This is a genomic window from Pseudomonas caspiana, from assembly GCF_040224095.2.
GTDB classification, from domain to species: domain Bacteria; phylum Pseudomonadota; class Gammaproteobacteria; order Pseudomonadales; family Pseudomonadaceae; genus Aquipseudomonas; species Aquipseudomonas caspiana.
Genome location: NZ_CP167995.1, coordinates 4,777,361 through 4,791,135 on the forward strand (window position 1 = coordinate 4,777,361; position 13,775 = coordinate 4,791,135).

Here is a 13,775-nt window from a genome sequence, read left to right on the forward strand (position 1 = left end):
TCATGACCACAAACACGTTATTCCCGGTCTTTGCCGAAGAACTGCTGCCCGGTGGCGGCCATCGTTCGTTCATCATCAAGCGCGGTGAACTGCTGCGCCTCACCGACCTGAACGGCAACGCCAACGTCAGCCTGACGATGCTCAACGCTCACGAAAAAACCGAGCGCCTGAACCTGCCCGACAGCCTCAAATGCCAACACACCGCCAAGCTCACCAGCGGCCACTGCCTGTATTCGGATATGGGCCGCGTGCTCGCCGCAATTACTGCTGATACCTGCGGCTGGAGCGACAGCATAGGCGGCGTGCTCTGCGCCGATGAAGTCAGCGAAAAATATGGCCAGGGCCGCTATCAGGAACTGCGCAACGGCTTCTTCCGCAACGGCGTCGACAATCTGCTGGTCGAGCTGGGCAAATGGGGGCTGGGCCTGTCCGACCTGCTGATGACTTTGAACCTGTTCAGCCGCGTCAACGTTGACGAAGCAGGCAAGCTGCACTTCGTGGCGAACAACTCCAAAGCGGGCGACTACATCGAGCTGTATGCGCCAATGGACACGCTGGTGGTCCTTACCGCCCTGCAACACCCCATGGACCCCAACCCGGAATACGCGCCACAGCCGGTCAAGCTGAGCTGGATGAAAGCCGACGCCAGCGTCGCCGAACATTGCCGCACGTCCCGCCCGGAAAACGAGCGCGGTTTCATCAACACCGACCGCCTGTTCGCCTGAGGAGCATTGTCATGAGTCTGCATTCCAACATCCCGACCACCACTACGCACATCCCGGCGGGCGAGCCGTCGCTGACCGAACTCAAGGCCGGGCAAACCCTGCGCATTCTCGATCTGGAAGGTAATCAGGCAGTCGATACGCTGTTCTTCAGCCTCGCCAACCCTCGTGAGCGTTATGACGTGCAGCGTACATTGCGCCGTCAAGGCAGTGTTTACCTGACAACGGGCAGCGTGCTGTATTCCAACCTCGGCAAGCCGATGCTGACCATCGTCGATGACACCTGCGGTCGCCACGACACCCTCGGTGGTGCCTGTGCGCAAGAGAGCAACACCGTGCGTTACGCCCTGGAAAAACGCCACATGCACAGCTGCCGCGATAACTACCTGCGCGCCTGCGTTCATGACGGTCGTTTGGGCAAAGGCGACATCGGGCCGAACATCAACTTCTTCATGAACGTGCCGGTCACTGCTGACGGCGGGCTGACCTTTGAAGACGGTATTTCCGCGCCAGGCAAATACGTTGAATTGCGCGCGGAGATGGACGTGATCGTGCTGATCTCCAACTGCCCGCAATTGAACAACCCGTGCAACGGCTACAACCCGACACCGGCTGAATTGCACGTCTGGAATTGATCTCTCCGGCTGCATGTATACCTGTGGGAGCAGAGCTTGCTCGCGATAAGTCTAGACGCGATCCAAAGTGAACCGAGTCTAGCCTTATCGCGAGCAAGCTCTGCTCCCACAAGGAATCTCCATTGCAATCCAGATTTTGCAGCACCTGAACACACCACGACGGACGACCCTCGTGCAGACACATCAATAGCGGGACGGCCCGCTTCCCAGTTTGAGGCCGAGCTGATCGGCTTCCGGGGTTCAAGACATGTTCGACAAACTGCTGATTGCCAACCGCGGCGCCATTGCCTGCCGCATCTTGCGCACCTTGCGTGCACTGCACGTCAAAGGCGTCGCGGTGTATTCCGAAGCGGACGCAGCAAGCCTGCATTTGCTGGAGGCCGATGAAGCCCACAGCCTCGGTGAAGGCGGTGCGGCCGGGACCTATCTTGCGGTAGATAAAATCCTCGCCATCGCCAAAGCCAGCGGCGCCACAGCGATCCATCCCGGCTATGGCTTCCTGTCGGAAAACGCCGCCTTCGCTCAAGCCTGCGAAGACGCTGGTATCGCCTTCGTGGGGCCAACGCCCGAGCAACTTCGTGTGTTTGGCCTCAAGCACACCGCACGAGCGCTGGCCAAAATGCACGGCGTGCCGATGCTCGAAGGCACCGAACTGCTCGACAGCGTCGAAGCAGCGCTGAGCGCGGCTGAGTTCATCGGTTACCCGGTGATGCTCAAAAGCACCGCAGGCGGTGGTGGTATCGGCATGCGCGTGTGCCGCGATGCGGCAGAACTGGGCGAATCCTTCGAAGCTGTAAAACGTCTCGGCCAGAATAATTTCAGCGACTCCGGCGTATTCATCGAGAAGTACATCCAGCGCGCCCGGCACCTTGAAGTGCAGGTGTTTGGCGATGGTCGCGGTGAAGTGCTGGCCCTTGGCGTACGCGATTGTTCCGTGCAGCGGCGCAACCAGAAAGTCCTCGAAGAAACCCCGGCGCCGAACCTGCCCGATGGCATGGGTGAAGCGTTGTGTGTTGCCGCGATCAAGCTTGCCAAAGCGGTCAACTATCGCAGCGCGGGGACCGTGGAGTTTGTCTTCGACAGTGACGATCAGCGTTTCTACTTCCTCGAAGTGAACACCCGCTTGCAGGTCGAGCACGGCGTGACCGAGCAAGTCTGGGGCGTGGATCTGGTCAGCTGGATGGTGCAACTGGCAGCCGGTGACCTGCCGCCGTTGTCGGAACTGCAAGCCGCGCTCAAGCCAAGTGGCCACGCCATTCAGGCACGCTTGTATGCCGAAGATCCGGGCCGGGATTTCCAGCCCTGCCCTGGTTTGCTGACGGCGGTGAACTTCCCCGCTGTGGATGGCAAAAGCCTGCGTATCGATACGTGGGTAGAAGCCGGTTGTGAGATTCCGCCATTCTTTGATCCGATGATCGCCAAGGTGATCAGTTGGGCACCCAATCGCCAATTGGCCAGTGATGGGCTGGCCGATGCCTTGAGCGAAACCCGCCTGTATGGCGTGGAAACCAACCGCGACTACCTGCGGCAGATTATCGCCGACGCGCCGTTCGCCAGCGGTCAGCCGTGGACCCGTTGCCTGGAAGGCCTGGTCTATCACGCCGACACCTTTGAAGTGCTCAGCGGAGGCACGCAGACCAGCGTTCAGGATTATCCCGGCCGCTTGGGTTACTGGGCCGTAGGCGTCCCGCCATCCGGTCCGATGGACAGCCGTGCCCTGCGTCTGGGCAACCGTTTGCTGGGCAACGCCGAAGGCTGCGCCGCACTGGAAATCACCATGAGCGGCCCGTTGCTGCGCTTCAACACCGATGCTGTGGTGGCGGTCACAGGCGCCGTTATTCCGTTCACGCTGGATGGTCAAGCGCAGCCGCTGAATACAGCCGTGTTCGTGCCCGCAGGTTCACAACTGGCACTGGGCACGATTGCCGGGGCCGGTGCGCGCAGTTACCTGTGCGTAAGGGGCGGGCTGGATGTGCCGGATTATCTGGGCAGCAAAAGCACCTTCACCCTTGGCCAGTTTGGTGGGCACGGTGGTCGGGCTCTGCGTGCGGGTGACGTGCTGCATGTGTCTCCACTGGTTGATCGCAGCGCCGGGCAGCACATTCCACAAGAACAGATGGAAGACCTGGCTGAAGTACGCCACATCCGGGTCATCTATGGCCCGCACGGTGCCCCGGAATACTTCACTGAAAACTACATGCAAACGTTCTTCGCCACTCAGTGGGAAGTGCACTTCAACTCCAGTCGTACCGGCGTGCGCCTGATCGGGCCCAAGCCGGAATGGGTGAGGGCCGATGGCGGCGAAGCGGGACTGCACCCGTCGAACATCCACGACAATCCATACGCAATTGGCGCGGTGGATTTCACCGGTGACATGCCCGTGATCCTCGGCCCGGACGGCCCAAGCCTGGGCGGGTTCGTCTGCCCGGTGACCATCATCGAGGCGGATCTGTGGCAGTTGGGCCAGCTCAAGGCTGGGGACAAGGTGATGTTTGAAGCGGTGAGTATCGAACAGGCACGCGGATTTATCGGTAGGAGCGAACTTGTTCGCGAGACCAGTTTTCCACACGCAAATGACGCATCGAATGTACCGGCCTCCTCGCGAACAAGTTCGCTCCTACCGGGGAACGACGGTGCAACGCAATCCCGTGGAGGCGAATTCGTTCGCGAAGCAGGCGACTCGGTGTCTGATTTGACGCCTTCGCGGGCAAGCCTCGCTCCAACAGAATTGAACTCGCCTGTTGTGCTCGACATCGGTCAGGACGATACCCGCCTGGTCGCCCGCCTCTCGGGTGACACTCACCTGCTGCTGGAAATCGGCGCGCCTGAGCTGGATCTGGTGCTGCGCTTCCGGGGTCACGCGTTGATGCAGGCTCTGGAAGCCAAGCGCCTGCACGGCGTGATCGACCTGACGCCGGGCATTCGTTCGCTGCAAGTGCATTACCAGCCGGAACAATTACCGCTGTCGCAACTGCTCGATATCGTCGCAGGCGAATGGGACGCCGTTTGCGCCGCGAAAGACCTGCAAGTCCCCTCGCGCATCGTCCATCTGCCATTGTCCTGGGACGATCCGGCCTGCCAGCTGGCCATCGAAAAATACATGACCACCGTGCGCAAAGACGCGCCGTGGTGCCCGAGTAACCTGGAGTTCATCCGGCGCATCAACGACCTGCCTAACCTCGACGAAGTGCAGCGCACCGTCTTCGAAGCCAGCTATCTGGTCATGGGCCTGGGCGATGTGTATCTCGGTGCGCCGGTCGCTACGCCGCTGGACCCGCGCCATCGACTGGTCACTACCAAGTACAACCCGGCGCGCACCTGGACTGCCGAAAACTCGGTAGGCATCGGCGGTGCCTACATGTGCGTGTATGGCATGGAAGGTCCCGGCGGTTATCAGTTTGTGGGGCGCACCTTGCAGATGTGGAATCGCTACCGGGAGGTCGCGGCGTTCGACGGCAAACCCTGGCTGCTGCGCTTCTTCGATCAGATCCGTTTCTACCCGGTCAGCGCCGATGAGCTGCTGCGCATCCGTCGTGATTTCCCGCTGGGCCGTTACGATCTGGAGATTGAACAAAGCACCCTGAACCTCGCCGACTACCAGGCGTTCCTCAACCGCGAAGCAGAGGGCATTTCCGCCTTCCGCAGTCAGCAACAAGCAGCATTCAACGCTGAACGTGAACGCTGGATCGCCAGCGGCCAGGCCAATTTCGAAAGCGAAGAAGCCGTTGCGCCATTAACCGAAGAAGCGCCGCTCAAGGCAGGGGAACACAGTGTCGACAGCCATATCGCCGGCAACCTCTGGCAAGTGCAGGTCGAGGTCGGCCAGCGTGTCGAAGCCGGTGATGCACTGGTGATTCTGGAGTCGATGAAGATGGAAATTCCGTTGCTGGCACCGACCGCCGGAGTGGTTCGCGAGGTGCGCGTGCAGCCAGGTTCGGCAGTGCGCGCAGGCCAACGTGTTGTCGTGCTGCAAGCCGACTGACCCTTTTACTTTTTTATGGAATTCTTCTATGAGCCTTGAAGTAACGTTGCGCGACCTGCGCCTGGAATCAGTCCGTGCTGCCTATGAATCCGGCAGCCTGACACCTCGCCAACTGATCCTCGCCCTGCGGGAAAAAGCCGCCGCGCTAAACCCGGAATATCATCTGTTCATACATCTGCTGAGCGCTGCTGAACTGGAGCCCTACCTCGCGGCGCTGGAAGATCGTGACATCAACGACCTGCCGCTGTATGGCATCCCCTTCTCGATCAAGGACAACATAGATCTGGCGGGCATTCCCACCACGGCAGCTTGCGTGGCGTATGCGTACACGCCACAACGCTCGGCCACCATCGTCGAGCAGTTGTTGGCGCTGGGTGCGATTCCCATGGGCAAAACCAATCTGGATCAATTCGCCACCGGGTTGAACGGCAGTCGCTCACCCTTTGGTGCATGCCCGAACAGCGTACTAAAAGAGTATCCGTCCGGAGGTTCCAGCTCAGGCTCGTCACTCGCCGTAGCGCTGGGCGTCAGCAGTTTCTCACTGGGCACCGATACCGCTGGCTCGGGCCGGGTACCTGCCGCGCTGAACAATCTGGTGGGTATGAAGGCCAGCAAAGGCTTGATCTCCACCGCAGGTGTCGTACCGGCCTGCCGCACCCTGGATTGCGTGACCACCTTTACCGCTACTGCACGCGAAGCCAGTCAGTTGCTGAGCCTGACCGCAAGGCTCGACCCGCGTGACGAATACAGCCGAAGTAATCCGCTGTGGAACGACGCTTCGGCGTTCGGGACGCCCCGCCCCTTCCGCTTCGGCGTGCCCCGCGCCGAGGATCTGGAGTATTTCGGCTGCACTCAAGGCCCGCTGCTGTTTAGCAACGCCATCGACCGCCTGACCGAACTGGGTGGCGAAGCGGTCGCTTTAGACCTTTCACCGTTTCTTGAAGCCGCGCGCCTGCTGTACGAAGGGCCATGGGTCGCCGAGCGCTACAGCGTTGCGGGCGAACTGATGGAAAACAATCCCGAGGCCGTGCTGCCGGTCATCCGTGCAGTGCTGGCCAAAGCTCCAGCAGTCAGTGGCGTAGAAACATTCCGTGCGCAATATCGCCTGCAAGCGCTCAAAGCAATCTGCGACAAGGCCATGGAAGGACTGGATTTTGTGCTTACGCCAAGCATCGGCCGCCCGGTGACCAACGCCGAACTGGAAGCCGAACCGGTACTGCGTAACTCCGAACTGGGTTACTACACCAACTTCGTCAACCTGCTGGATTACGCCGCCGTTGCTGTACCAAGCGGGTTCATGGATAACGGGCTGCCATGGGGCGTGACGCTGTTTGGTCGGGTGTTCACCGATCAATATCTGCTGAGCGTGGCCGACGCTCTGCAACGTCAGACCGAACTGCCATTGATTGGCGGCCTGACCACGCAGTTGAACAAACCGGCCACCTTCGCACGCAACGACATGGCACGCGTGGTGGTATGCGGCGCGCATCTGGATGGCCTGGCGCTGAACTGGCAACTCAAGCAACGCGGCGCGCGTCTGGTGGAAACCACACAAAGCTCCCCGGATTACCAACTCTACGCACTCGCAGGCGGTCCGCCGTTTCGGCCGGGCATGGTTCGGGTCGATCAAGGCGGGGTTGCGATCGACGTGGAAGTCTGGGAGCTGCCGAGCCGCGAACTGGGTTCGTTCCTGACCGGTATTCCGGCCCCGTTGGGATTGGGCAAAGTGCAACTGGCTGACGGACGCTGGGAGTGCGGGTTTATCTGCGAAGCTTATGGTCTGCAAGGGGCAAAAAACATCAGCTACCTGGGCGGCTGGCGGGCATATCTGCAAGCTGAGAAATAGATCTAAATCCATATGCGCTAAATCGGCTTGAAACGCACATCCCTGCAGGACTTTCCTCGGTGTCCATGACACCACGCTGTCGCGCAGCAAACGCTGAACCTGTAGGAGCGCACGAGCACCGCGAGGCCGCGATGGCGGTGTATCAGACAGACCGCCATCGCTGGCCTCGTAACCTCGGTGAGCTCCTACAGGATTTGGGTCTACTCACCAAATTGCATTTTGTTTGATAAGGCGAATTGATTCGCGAAGGCGGCGTATCAGACGCAGATATTTTTGCAGGAGAAATCCCTTCGCGAATGAATTCGCTCCCACAAAAAGTGCATTTCAATCTGCGGTTTGTATGTTGTTCGTGAGCTCCCGCAGCCTTGTGCTTGAGTGCCATACATAATTAGCCCAAGCAAAAAAAACCAGCCGACATAGTGAGGCTTCAACTCACTAAGTCGGCTTTTTTATGAACGAAGACTGGAATCCTCTCCCCGAACACGGCGCCACACTGGAACACCCGGCGACGGCAACCACCCCTGACAAGTCATGGGAGAAGCAGGACACCCTGAACTCTGCCAGTGGCTTTGCCACGCAGTCGCGGGATCAGTTGGTGCCCTTGATCAACGAGCACGAACTGACAACGCAGGCCCGCCAAAAACATCTGCAAGCCCTCAGAGCCAGACCAGGCTTCGCGCTCATCGCTCAGTCAACGCTGCTGCTCAAAGCCTGCCAGATGGACATGGATTACCCGCCCAAGCTGCGTGACTACGTCCGTCATCAGCTTAAAAAAATGCTTTTGCAAACCACCGGCAAACCACTATCGCCCGACAAACTGAGTATTCGGTTACGAACTGACACCAACCCCGAAATCGATGAAAGCGGGCGCGAACGCTACTCGCGCCGCATGTCGCTGACGGACATAGGCGTGCTGTCCTTCAACAGACCGATGATTCTGGAGCTCATGCAGCACGTTTTTTTTCGACAAGCCGCTGGATGATGCGTCGTCCAGCGCAACCTCCACGCTGACCGCCAGCACAGCTCTGGAATTGATCACCAAGGCTTCATGGGGGGCTGATTATCGCGACCTCATAGAAAAGTTCTGGAGCAGGCATCAGGGCACTTATCGAGCCTTGGCCAAACTGTCGTTTCTCGACGAACTGGCTCATCAATTCGCGCGTAAAGTGATTACACGGGAGGGCTATCAGCTCGCGCTGGACGCACTGGGTCTGAAGAGTTTTCCCACTTCTGCGCACGCTCTGGAAATATCCATTCGCGGCACCTACTCGACAGCGAACATGCTGTCGATCAATGGCCAGGTAATACCTGACGCCTTTCAATTGAGATCGAACAACACGTCGCATTGTTTTATCCATATGCCGGGCCGACGCACAGCACCGCTGGAATACATCAGTGACGAACCGCGACACATGACGCAGAAAATAATCGAAGTGTTGAACAGCGTTAATGCGCTCGCCACCACAGCCGATGATTCGATCTCTGCGCAATTGTCAGTGGGCCTGAAGCAGATCGAAGGTGATGTATTTACCGCGATCACCCAGGCCCAGAAAATCCGGTCACTGGATTATCTGGCAACACAGGTCGGCTCAGGAGAGCAGCCTGACCCTCTCAAAGCCATCGGGCGCGCAATGAGCCTGCTCAGCGCTGTGGATATCTGGCAGACACAACCGCAGATTCTCAGCCAGATACCTGCTCCGGATCGGCATGCGGCAGACATCATGGGCACTTTCCTGCGCGAGAAGTACGGTCAGCACCTGAATCCCGATCATGTGTTCATCCGCTACCTGCGTGGCCACTCGATCACGCCGCTGGGCAACGCGCGAAATCCGGGCAATGACATTCAGGTGCCCAGCGAAAACCCCGTCAGTCTGAGCGACGCACTGGTGAATAATTACCGGGTTGCGTCGCCCACTGGCTACATTGACCACGGCGGACGAAGCGTCGTGTACCTCGATCCGACAGGCAAAGGTGAATGGTCAGCCAGCCAAGAGTTGCCCATTGATCCGCAGGCCGTAGAGAAAAAAATTCAGCAGATAGACTTTCTGAGGCTGATGAACGGGCATATCGATACATTTTGGGAGCAGCATAAAAGCGCCGTTGAAGATTCACTGCAAAACCACTTCATGACCCAAGCGGTGCTGTGCCTGAAACTAGGCAGTTTGCAGCGAACGGGGTTCGACCTGATCGTGAAAGCGCTGAATGAACAACACAACAAACCTGAAGGCACCCCGGTTCAGTGGTCGGTACCTAGCTTCTTTTTACAGCACTCGGTCTTTGAAAACCCTTCGCCCCAGAACTGCTCCAGCCTACTGGTGCTCAGCGAACCGGGCAAAGCGTCGAGGGTGTTCTACCAGGCGGGCATGATCAAAGCCTTCGTCGAGTGCCCGAGCGAAGCTCTGCTTCAGCACTACCTCAAACACGCCGCGCTCAGTCAGACGTGGCGACAGTCCGTGCTCAACTACGTCCCCCTGCGCCACCACGAACGGCTCACCTACATCCTGAAAGTCTGGTCAGGCGAGCAAACGCCAAGCGAACCGGTTTCCTCGCTGCGCCCCTGGACCGATGTACTGATCAATCACGACGTACATAAAGCCATGGCGCAAGACCTGGATAAGCACAACGTTACGAACTCACCTTTTGCCTGCATCGCACAAGGACTGCAGCAGAACAGCCGCTGGGATGCCGAAGACATCATCGTCACCTCGCACGAGGTTTCGCTGCGTTACTGGAGCCGCCGATTCAACCATCTGCAATTACTACTGGCGCCCATGTCGTTACTCATGACGCCCGCTCTGATTGCCTCGCTGGCCACCGAAGTCGGCATTGCGGCGTTGAGTATCGCCTCAGCAAATCTGCCCGGCGCCCGTTATGCCGAGAAGCAACAGGCTTTTCTGACGATCCTGTCTCTAGCGCTGTTGCAAATGCCGCCCCTTACCCCCCGAATGGCCCACGCGTTGCGTAAATGGGCAGCGCCGGTGAGGCCCGCTCTCCGCTCGGTAACTTCAGCAACCCACACCACGAGAAATTTTGGTACCTGGTTGAACCGCTCGATGGGGCCCCGGCAAACCCGTCTGGAAAAATTCTTTCATACCGATGCCATGCTCAAAACCTGGCGCATTCCCGCCAACCCCGGGTTCTCGACACTGGCGGTCAAAGCGTGGAAGCTGCGACGTCAGTTTTTAATCTGGACCGCCGAAACAGGGCAGGCACGCACGCTGGTCATCAGCAGCCATGGCTACCACCTGCCGTGGAGCAAACAAGCCGCGATCCCCAATGGGACCGAGTTGCACGTCTACACGCCTCACGGACACTCGTTGTCTGATCCCGGGCTGCATCGGGTGGTCAGCAGGAGGGTGGAAGCATTTGCGGTCCTTGATACGCAGAACAACAGCGCAGTCAAACCGGCCCCGCCGGGCTACACATTGACGGATAAGTTGATGGCGGGCACCTCGCGACAGGGCATGATAAAAAATTACACGCTCGGGAAATTCCAGAGCCCCAACTACGAGAGCTATCGGGACATCAGCCACATCGTGCGCAACTCGAACAGTTCACTCTTCCTGAGTTCTTTGCCGCCTGCCCCCATGGACATACTGACCGTCAGAAATCGCTTCGGCATGCCCAATCCCAGCCTGGAAAACCTGTTTGAAGCGTTGGCGGACAGCGGCATTCATTACGACCGGATCGTGCTCCTGCACTGCCGCTGCTCATTGCTTAAAGCGCTGGTGGGACAAGCACCGGTGTATCGCGCCCCATGAATGCAAAACAACCTATTTGCAGCTAGCGTGAGGACAAAATCGTCGAAAAACATTTAACCTCCCGATAGCGCAAAGACTGACGGCGGGCTAGCATGCCTGCCTTCATGGACAGGCAAAACATTCGGACACGTTATGGCTTTTCGCTCTGCTGGCCCTTCGCAACGCTCGCTCCTGTTTACGCTGGTGATCCTCCTGGGCTGTGGCTTTCTGGCAACGTCGCTGCTCAGCTATTACGCGTCGCGCACGTCCATTCGCGACAACATCATCAATACCGAGCTGCCGCTGACCTCCGACACCGTTTACTCGGAGATTCAGAAGGATCTGGTCCGGCCGGTACTGATTTCTTCAATGATGGCCCGTGACACGTTCATGCGTGACTGGGTTGTGGAAGGTGAACGCAACCCGCAGCAGATCACCCGCTACCTCAAAGAGGTCATGGACCATTACGGCGCATTTACTACGTTTTTTGTGTCCGAAAGCAGCCTGACGTATTACCAGGCCAAGGGCATTCTGAAGAAAATCGACGCCCGCGAGCCGCGCGATGTCTGGTATTACCGTGTCCGGGATATGGAAGCGCCATATGAGATCAACGTCGATCCGGACATGGCCAACAAGGACAACCTGACGTTTTTCATCAACTATAAAGTCTTCGACTACGACAACAAATTCATTGGGGCCACGGGGGTCGGGCTGACGGTAGACGCCGTCATCAAGCTGATCGACCGCTACCAACAGCGTTATGACCGCAGCGTGTATTTCGTCGACGCCTTCGGTCGTATCGTGCTGACCGGCGAAAGCGGAGGGCCGCAGGGCGCGGCTATCGGCGAGTCACTCAATCAGTTGCCGAGCATGGCCAACCTGCTGAGCAAAATGCCTAAACCGCTCAGCGGCACTTACGAACATCAGGTCAACGGCAAAGAACACTTTCTCAACGTGCGCTACATACCGGAGCTGAACTGGTACCTGTTCGTCGACAAGGAAGAAGAATCCGCGCTGAGTGACATACGCCACTCGCTGTACCTGAACCTGTTTATCTGTCTGGTGATCACGCTGATTGTGGTCTACCTGCTGAACCTGGTGGTGAGCCGCTTCCAGTACCGGATCGAAGCTCAGGCAACCCTCGACAGCCTCACCGGCCTGCCGAACCGGCGCGGTTTCAACCTGTGGGCCTTCAAGACCTTAAAGGATGCTCAGCGCGATTCACGTCCACTCACAGCGATGCTGCTGGATCTGGATCACTTCAAACGACTCAACGACACCCACGGGCATCTGGCCGGGGATGAAGTGCTGGCCGGTTTTGCTGACGACCTGAAAAGCTGCCTGCGTCAGTCGGACATCATTTGTCGTTGGGGTGGCGAAGAGTTCATCATCCTGCTCAAGGGCACGGATACCGCTAGTGCCCATGAAGTCGCGGAAAAAATTCGGCTATTGGCCGAGCAACACACTTACCTGTTCTCCCGCGAACCGCTACAGGTGACGGTCAGCATCGGCCTGAGTCAGGTACGGTCCGACGACACGCTGCAAAGCCTGATCGCCCGCGCAGACAGCGCGCTGTATCGCGCCAAGCAAAACGGTCGTAATCAGATCTGCACGGAGGCGCCACCCGCACAATGAACACCTCAGCCAATGCCGCGCAACGCTGCCCAGCCTGCGGAGCAAATAACGCTTGCACCCTGGCAGACCCACGCACCGCAGATCAGGCGTGTTGGTGTTTTTCGGTGAGCATCGACCCGGCGGTGATTCAGGCGCTACCGGAAGAACTGCGCAACAAAGCCTGCCTGTGCCCGCGTTGTGCGGGGATCAATGATGCGCTTTCGGACAACGCATAATTAACCTGCCGGGCTGACTCCCCCGTAGGGTCAAACCCCACAGCAGATGGATACACCTCGGAACAGGTAACATACCCGCCCTTCTCCCTTGTAATCACCACCGCCATGCGTCTCGATCGTTTCCTCAGCAAACTGCCACGCTTCAATCGCAAAGACGTACGTCTGGCGTTGATTGGCGGGCGGGTCAAAGTGGACGGGCAACGGGTCAGCGACCCGCATCACGATGTGCGTGAGTTCAATCGGGTAGAGTTTGACGAGGAAGTCCTGCAAGTCGGCAAGCCAGCGCGCTACTTCATGCTGCACAAACCTCAAGGCTGCGTCAGCGCCACCACCGACCCGCAACATCCCACGGTGCTGGACCTGCTGCACGAACCGGACAAGCACGAACTGCACATCGCCGGTCGACTGGATTTCAACACCACCGGGCTGATGCTGCTGACCAATGACGGCCAATGGTCACGGCGTCTGACTCAACCCCAGACCAAGCTGCCGAAAGTCTATTACGTCGAAACCGAGCAACTGATCGACGAGCGTTATGTGCAGACTTTTGCCCAGGGTTTGTACTTCGCCTTCGAAGACCTCACCACTCAGCCCGCACAGCTGACCGTGCTGGGTCCACGTAGCGCGAGATTGAGCATCGTTGAAGGCCGCTACCATCAGATCAAGCGCATGTTCGGCCATTTCGACAACAAAGTGCTGCGCCTGCATCGTGAAAGCATGGCTCACCTGAAGCTGGACCCCGCACTGCAACCTGGCCAATACCGCGAGCTAGAGCCTTCGGAGATTCAGGGTGTATAAGCCTTTACTGACCGCTCGGCAGACTGGCCAGACAAACTACGAACGGCACTTGCGGGTTAGCCCATCCACTGCTTGAATCCAATCGTCGGTCCACATGTGACCGGCGAGTCATGCGTGCATTCCAAGAAACCTTTTGCCGCCCCGAGCCAACGCTCACGGCAAATCGCCCGCCAATAATAAAACCTGTCGGCAAGATCATTTC

General features: G+C 58.4%; 9 protein-coding genes. All 9 read left to right on the forward strand.

Annotated elements, in window-relative coordinates; all coding sequences use genetic code 11:
- Window positions 1-2 precede the first annotated feature (2 nt).
- The 9 genes from ABRP31_RS21660 (at window position 3) to ABRP31_RS21700 (ending at window position 13,573) form a co-directional block, all read left to right on the forward strand.
- A complete protein-coding gene (locus tag ABRP31_RS21660) occupies window positions 3-725 on the forward strand; it encodes an urea amidolyase associated protein UAAP1 (RefSeq protein ID WP_349969792.1) in 723 nt (240 codons plus the stop codon).
- A gap of 11 nt (window positions 726-736) precedes the next feature.
- Window positions 737-1,357: an urea amidolyase associated protein UAAP2 gene (locus ABRP31_RS21665; protein WP_087264711.1), complete on the forward strand. Its 621-nt coding sequence runs from the start codon at window positions 737-739 to the stop codon at window positions 1,355-1,357.
- A 247-nt stretch (window positions 1,358-1,604) separates the two neighbouring features.
- Window positions 1,605-5,339 (forward strand): urea carboxylase, encoded by a 3,735-nt coding sequence (uca, locus tag ABRP31_RS21670; RefSeq protein ID WP_349969791.1) that lies wholly within the window; start codon window positions 1,605-1,607, stop codon window positions 5,337-5,339.
- Between the two features lie 28 nt (window positions 5,340-5,367).
- The gene (atzF, locus tag ABRP31_RS21675; RefSeq protein WP_349969790.1) at window positions 5,368-7,185 is read left to right on the forward strand and encodes an allophanate hydrolase; all 1,818 of its coding nucleotides are present in this window, start codon (window positions 5,368-5,370) and stop codon (window positions 7,183-7,185) included.
- A 451-nt stretch (window positions 7,186-7,636) separates the two neighbouring features.
- Window positions 7,637-8,167 carry a hypothetical protein gene (locus tag ABRP31_RS21680; RefSeq protein ID WP_349969789.1) on the forward strand — a complete coding sequence of 177 codons (531 nt, stop codon included), beginning with the start codon at window positions 7,637-7,639 and terminating at the stop codon, window positions 8,165-8,167.
- Window positions 8,168-8,192: 25 nt separating this feature from the next.
- Window positions 8,193-10,946: a dermonecrotic toxin domain-containing protein gene (locus tag ABRP31_RS21685; protein ID WP_372489464.1), complete on the forward strand. Its 2,754-nt coding sequence runs from the start codon at window positions 8,193-8,195 to the stop codon at window positions 10,944-10,946.
- Between the two features lie 132 nt (window positions 10,947-11,078).
- Entirely contained in the window at window positions 11,079-12,560 is a 1,482-nt protein-coding gene (locus tag ABRP31_RS21690) for a sensor domain-containing diguanylate cyclase (protein WP_349969787.1), read from the forward strand.
- Window positions 12,557-12,775: a cysteine-rich CWC family protein gene (locus ABRP31_RS21695; RefSeq protein ID WP_349969786.1), complete on the forward strand. Its 219-nt coding sequence runs from the start codon at window positions 12,557-12,559 to the stop codon at window positions 12,773-12,775. Before ABRP31_RS21690 ends, ABRP31_RS21695 begins: the two co-directional genes overlap by 4 nt.
- A gap of 105 nt (window positions 12,776-12,880) precedes the next feature.
- Window positions 12,881-13,573 (forward strand): pseudouridine synthase, encoded by a 693-nt coding sequence (locus ABRP31_RS21700; RefSeq protein ID WP_349969784.1) that lies wholly within the window; start codon window positions 12,881-12,883, stop codon window positions 13,571-13,573.
- Window positions 13,574-13,775: the final 202 nt, after the last annotated feature.

Excerpts from the sequence above, each read along its gene's own strand:
- ABRP31_RS21680 (WP_349969789.1), top strand. The coding sequence starts at position 7,637 with ATGAACGAAGACTGGAATCCTCTCCCCGAACACGGCGCCACACTGGAA.
- ABRP31_RS21660 (WP_349969792.1), top strand. The coding sequence starts at position 3 with ATGACCACAAACACGTTATTCCCGGTCTTTGCCGAAGAACTGCTGCCC.
- uca (WP_349969791.1), top strand. The coding sequence starts at position 1,605 with ATGTTCGACAAACTGCTGATTGCCAACCGCGGCGCCATTGCCTGCCGC.
- ABRP31_RS21665 (WP_087264711.1), top strand. The coding sequence starts at position 737 with ATGAGTCTGCATTCCAACATCCCGACCACCACTACGCACATCCCGGCG.
- ABRP31_RS21690 (WP_349969787.1), top strand. The coding sequence starts at position 11,079 with ATGGCTTTTCGCTCTGCTGGCCCTTCGCAACGCTCGCTCCTGTTTACG.
- atzF (WP_349969790.1), top strand. The coding sequence starts at position 5,368 with ATGAGCCTTGAAGTAACGTTGCGCGACCTGCGCCTGGAATCAGTCCGT.
- ABRP31_RS21700 (WP_349969784.1), top strand. The coding sequence starts at position 12,881 with ATGCGTCTCGATCGTTTCCTCAGCAAACTGCCACGCTTCAATCGCAAA.
- ABRP31_RS21695 (WP_349969786.1), top strand. The coding sequence starts at position 12,557 with ATGAACACCTCAGCCAATGCCGCGCAACGCTGCCCAGCCTGCGGAGCA.